General features: G+C 57.1%; 6 protein-coding genes. 4 read left to right on the top strand and 2 right to left on the bottom strand.

Annotation, left to right across the window (positions count from 1 at the left end; translation table 11 throughout):
• Positions 1-186: hypothetical protein (locus tag WB528_RS23530; RefSeq protein WP_423891197.1), on the bottom strand; the 186-nt coding region annotated here is incomplete at its 3' end.
• Positions 187-608: 422 nt separating this feature from the next.
• On the opposite strand from WB528_RS23530, the gene WB528_RS23525 reads away from it, so the two are divergent.
• The 3 genes from WB528_RS23525 to WB528_RS23515 are packed head-to-tail and all read left to right on the top strand — an operon-like array spanning position 609 to position 2,568.
• The gene (locus tag WB528_RS23525) at positions 609-1,970 is read left to right on the top strand and encodes an MFS transporter (protein ID WP_423891196.1); all 1,362 of its coding nucleotides are present in this window, start codon (positions 609-611) and stop codon (positions 1,968-1,970) included.
• 41 nt (positions 1,971-2,011) lie between these two features.
• Positions 2,012-2,365 (top strand): hypothetical protein, encoded by a 354-nt coding sequence (locus tag WB528_RS23520; protein WP_423891194.1) that lies wholly within the window; start codon positions 2,012-2,014, stop codon positions 2,363-2,365.
• Between the two features lie 8 nt (positions 2,366-2,373).
• Positions 2,374-2,568 carry a hypothetical protein gene (locus WB528_RS23515; protein ID WP_423891192.1) on the top strand — a complete coding sequence of 65 codons (195 nt, stop codon included), beginning with the start codon at positions 2,374-2,376 and terminating at the stop codon, positions 2,566-2,568.
• 81 nt (positions 2,569-2,649) lie between these two features.
• On the opposite strand, the gene WB528_RS23510 is transcribed toward WB528_RS23515, so the two are convergent.
• Positions 2,650-3,750 carry a helix-turn-helix transcriptional regulator gene (locus WB528_RS23510; protein ID WP_423891190.1) on the bottom strand — a complete coding sequence of 367 codons (1,101 nt, stop codon included), beginning with the start codon at positions 3,748-3,750 and terminating at the stop codon, positions 2,650-2,652.
• A gap of 328 nt (positions 3,751-4,078) precedes the next feature.
• Between WB528_RS23510 and WB528_RS23505 the strand changes: the two genes are divergently transcribed.
• Positions 4,079-4,495, top strand: a complete 417-nt coding sequence (locus WB528_RS23505; protein ID WP_423891187.1) for a hypothetical protein — start codon at positions 4,079-4,081, stop codon at positions 4,493-4,495.
• Positions 4,496-4,725: the final 230 nt, after the last annotated feature.

Raw genomic sequence — 4,725 nt, 5'->3', positions numbered from 1 at the left:
ATCAAGGTGGAGTGAATTGATCGCGACGCGCCGGGTCCGGTTTGGGTCAGAATCGCCCGACACACCGGACGGATGCACGTCCGCTTTGCCGCCAACAGCGTTTATCCGAGCGACCCTCCCCACGTCGCCATCATATGCCAGAATCTCTTCCATAATTTCGGGCCAGATCGCCGGATCAACCGCCATATCGGCCGAGCCGCCGGCTAACCGTCAGCAATCCTTCGGCGTCGACCCTGCGCTTTGCCACGAAAATTCCCCCCTCCTGTCGGCAACCATAGCGAGTGCGAGGTCTTAGCCCATTTGGGTCAAGACCTCTGGTTGCGGTGGGCATAGTTTCACAACACGCAAGGCGGACGCATAGGACGCACGATGCAGAGAGGGCACGAACGCACCGATTTCCAAGCTCTGCCGAATTTGTGCTGCACCACAGGCCGACTGATGCGGAGCAATCATGAAATCCGCAATCGCGCTGCTTGAGACTTATCGGGCGTGGTTCATCGAACGCCGATTCGCGGGCCAGTCCAAGTGGTCGTCCTGCTGTCAACGCATGGGCCCAGGCTCGTTTCCTCGTGCACAGTTTTTGGCTCCTTCGTGGCTGCATCAATCGAATGGTCGCAAGCCACCTGCTGAAGGCATGCAGCTTAATTCAGAAGGGACCGGGGCTCGATGCGCGGCCCGGATCGACTGACGGGCCAATCATGCTAGCGTCTCAACAGACTAGATGGTTTATCGTCTTTGCTTCGATGCTGGGCCTCATTGTCGTGTCCGGCACAGTCAACGTCTTCAGCTTTGCGGTGTTCGTAAAGCCTGTTTGTAGCGCGCTCGGGATCAGCCGAAGCAAGTTGGCTTCGGGCGTGCTTTTGATGAGCCTTCTTTGCAGCCTAGGAACCCCATGTTTAGGCTTTTTGGCCGATCGTTACGGCAGCCGACGGATATTGCTGATGGGCATTCCTTTATTCGCCTTGAGCGTTTCAGCGTTTGCGTTTTTGGAGCCGTCACCGCTGGTGATGTACGCTCTCTTTGCAATAGCCGGAGCGTTTGGGGCGATGCACAACACGGTCCCATATGCAAAAGTGATTTCGAAATGGTTCGACCACCAGCGCGGGCTGGCGCTGGGCGTTGCCATGGCCGGCGTCGGCCTCGGAATTGCTGTGGTGCCGCAATTCCTCAAATTGTTGATTACAGACGAAGGTTGGAGGTACGCGTATGCGGGACTGGGCGCGTTTATTATGCTTTGCGCCTTTGTTCCGGTGATCTTGTTCGTTCGCGAGCCGTCCATTGAAGAAATGCGTCAGAACGCAGCTTTGGGCGGCGCGCCTTACCTCGCCGGCATGACGTTCGCGCAGGCCGCGGCGGGCTGGCGGTTTTGGGCGATGGGGATTGGTTTTTTCCTCGCCGTTGTATCAACAAACGGAACATTGGCGCACGCCATTGCGATGCTCACCGACCGAGGCCTTTCAGTTGAACGAGCGACCGCCGCGCTTTCGATCGCCGGGGTCGGCGTCATTATGGGGCGTCTAGCTTCCGGCTGGTGCCTGGACCGCTTTCCAGGTCCTTGCATTTCTTTGGTGTTTTTTGCGCTTCCGGCCGTGGGCATCGTCATGCTCGCCGCTGATATGTCGGTGCCGGCCTGGTACACGGGCGCAGCGCTTTGTGGTGTGGGGCTGGGCGCCCATGTGGGAATGCTGGCGTTTTTCGCCAGTCGCTACTTTGGACTCAAAGCCTATGGGCGAATTTATGGTACGCTTTTTGGCATGTTTTTGATGGGCACAGGGGCTGGTCCATTCATCGCGGGCTTGTCGTTTGACTATTTGGGTTCCTACTTTCCAGCGCTGATCGCATTCGCTACCGCGCTGCTGTCGCTTCCGGCCCTATTTTTGCCGATGGGGCCATATCCATTCGCCGTAGCCAAGACAAAGCCTCCCGAGGTGGGGCTGCGCCAGGTGGGCGCGCCCCTCGCCGAAGCCTGATCCTGAGCATGGATCAGCCGTGGGGGCGAAGGTAATCAAACATGACTGATGAAGCATTTCCCTGGATTAGCGACGCATCGGCTGATGACGGTTTGACGCGCTCCGCGTTCGACACTCAGTTTCCTCGGCCTTGGACGGTTGAACACCGGTTCGAGAGTTTTGCCGTTTTTGACGCGAATCATCGCCCTCTTGCGCATTTTTACTTTCAGAAGGGGCCTAATCGTCTTTATCGGTCCAATTACCTGGGCCGCGAGGATGCGTGGCACCTCGCAACGAGCTTTGCCAAATTCGGGGACTCTGTGGGGGCGGCGGCTAACCGACCCAGACGCAACGTTGAGGCGCAATTGCCTGCCGCTTTTGCAGGATCAAAGCCGGTGAGTGGTCACGCTAACTGAGGCTCGGAATGACAAACATCTTTGGTGCACAGCGTATCGTGTCTGTTCTCGGCCTGCTTGGCCTGATCCTTGGTCTTATTTTTGCGTTGCTCTCATTCGATTACTTCAAAGGCTACATGGCCAAGGCCGGGCTTCTAGCGGTGTGCGCGCTATGGGGTACTGTAACCGGCGCCGTGATCGGTCATTCCATTCCAAGGCCATAGCTCATAAGGAGCTAATCGCTGCGTGCGTCGGCATGATCATAGCCGCAGGCGATTCATTCGCGTAGGGACTCTTGTACCAATTCATCTAGTTGTCTTCAACAGCTGAACCTGAGCCAATAACGCCACAAGCTGTGACTGCCGATGAGCATCGGCCTTCTGAAAGATCGACTTCAACTGATTGCGAGCGGTATCCTTTGCGATGCCGAGCCTGTCGGCGGCTTGTTCGATCGCTTCGCCGGTAGCCAGTCGCGAGGCGAGTTTCGCCTCCGCAGCGGTCAGCCCGAAAAGGCTGCGCAAGAGCGCGTCGGGCGCTTTGTCGTTTTGCTCTAGATCGATCAGGGCCACTAGCGCGCGGCAATTGGCGAATGGGTTTTCCACCAAGTTGGAGAGACTAAGCGGATAGGCCAAGAGCGGTCGTCGCCCCGGACGCGGCAGTGGGACGGGCGGCAACAGAGATCGGCCGCTGCTGCCCCACAGCAGGGCGTACAGTGCACGCTCGAGGGCGTTCGTCGCCTCTCGCTGGTCGGCGACAAGCCGCTTGTTTATAACGCGAAGGCCGACGCCGAGCAGCTTCTCAGCTCGCTTATTTAGCTGGATGACTTGACTCCCGCGGTCCAATTGAACGACTGCCGTGCCGCTCAGCTCGAATGCCTCCGTGGCCGCGCCTGCCGCCGAAAACCCGATTGCCGACGCCACCGAGGCAGCACTAGAAAGGCGAGGCGCGAGCTTCGCAAGCTGATCGAGTTCTTCCTGCTGAAATGGCCCCTGCGCGATGGAGTGTTGGAGTGTGAGAATCCACTGGTCGTCCGGCGCAGAGATCAACCCCATGGCACCCCAGCGGAATCCGAGCGGCGCGAGAAACTCTTGATAATAGGGGTTGCGAGCGATCTCCTCGGGAGTGATAAAATCGAACTCACTGGCAACGCCCTTGCGCCGGGCCGCCGGTATTGCCCGATAGCGTTGATCACGCTCGATCCAACCGTCTCGGAGGTAGACGTCAAAGCCTTCCGAACACGACTCGCTGTGGGGCATGAGCGAGAGGCGGCCACGCATGGGAAACAGCGCCGCGCCGCGCGAACTGGTGACTTTTGCCACGATCTCCATCGCTGCATTCCAGCGCGAGGAGTCTAATGCTGCTTCAATGAAGGCGCGCTCGATCGCGCCGATATCCCACTTGGCCAATCCAAATTCCCCTTGGTCACCCCCCAAGGCGAACGGAATTCTTCTCGCGAGAAGCTCCTAGAGGCCGCTGCTGTGCGGTAGCAGCTTCAGAGCAAGCGGCTGTGGTCTATGCAGCAACACCGGCAGCTCCGGTTGCCGACACACTACTGTCTTCTGGAGATCAGCAAACGTGTGCTTTTTCGGCGAGCCGAAGGGATGCGGCATCGTAGAGTCCGAGAACAGCCCGCCAGAGATCGCGCGCTCCTTCACGAGACATTGCCCCTCCCAGCATTACCGCCGCCCACAACCTTACCGATACCGAAGGGCGTTGTTAGACACGACGTGACAAATGCACTCGGCGGTTGCGGCCAAGGGCCGCAACCGAATAAACAAAATTTATCGACCAATAGGCGTACTGCTCTTTTGCGCAGCAGCAATCTATAGCTTGCGCATGTCGCCTTGGGTCATGAACGTCATTTTTGGCCTTGCCCGCTATGTCGGCTTTGCTCCCGCTCGCTGCCGTGGGAGCAGACATCGTCATTGGCTGACTAGTGCCAATAGCTGCCGTGAGCAAAATGTCAGACATAAGCATTTTCATTGTTATGAAAAACCTAAATGGTACGCCGACTATATTCTCAGCGAATGCCGAGCGACCTTAGCGCTGAACTGTTTGCTTTTCGGCATTATATTTTTTTGGCATGCAAAATCGGAAGCTCATCTTTTGGAGATTGATTCCTGTTCTGATGACGATCTTGCTGCTTTCTAACACGATTGGTCCGCTTTGGACGGCCATTTTGCTTTCGGAGCCGTTGCTCCCGTTTGTATTTATCGTCGTCTTCATCGCAATCGGCTCGTTGGTCTTCATGACCTGGTGGCGAAATCAAAAGAGCTATTTTGCGAGTTGATCGCGAAATTGACCATCAGTGCAAACAGCTGCAAAGAAGCGGTAACGCGACCTATTACGTCAGCATTACGAATGAAGGCGAAGGGGGCGGC

This window comes from Bradyrhizobium sp. (assembly GCF_049586575.1).
Taxonomy (GTDB): Bacteria; Pseudomonadota; Alphaproteobacteria; order Rhizobiales; family Xanthobacteraceae; genus Bradyrhizobium.
This window is presented reverse-complemented; position numbering and strand designations above follow the sequence as displayed.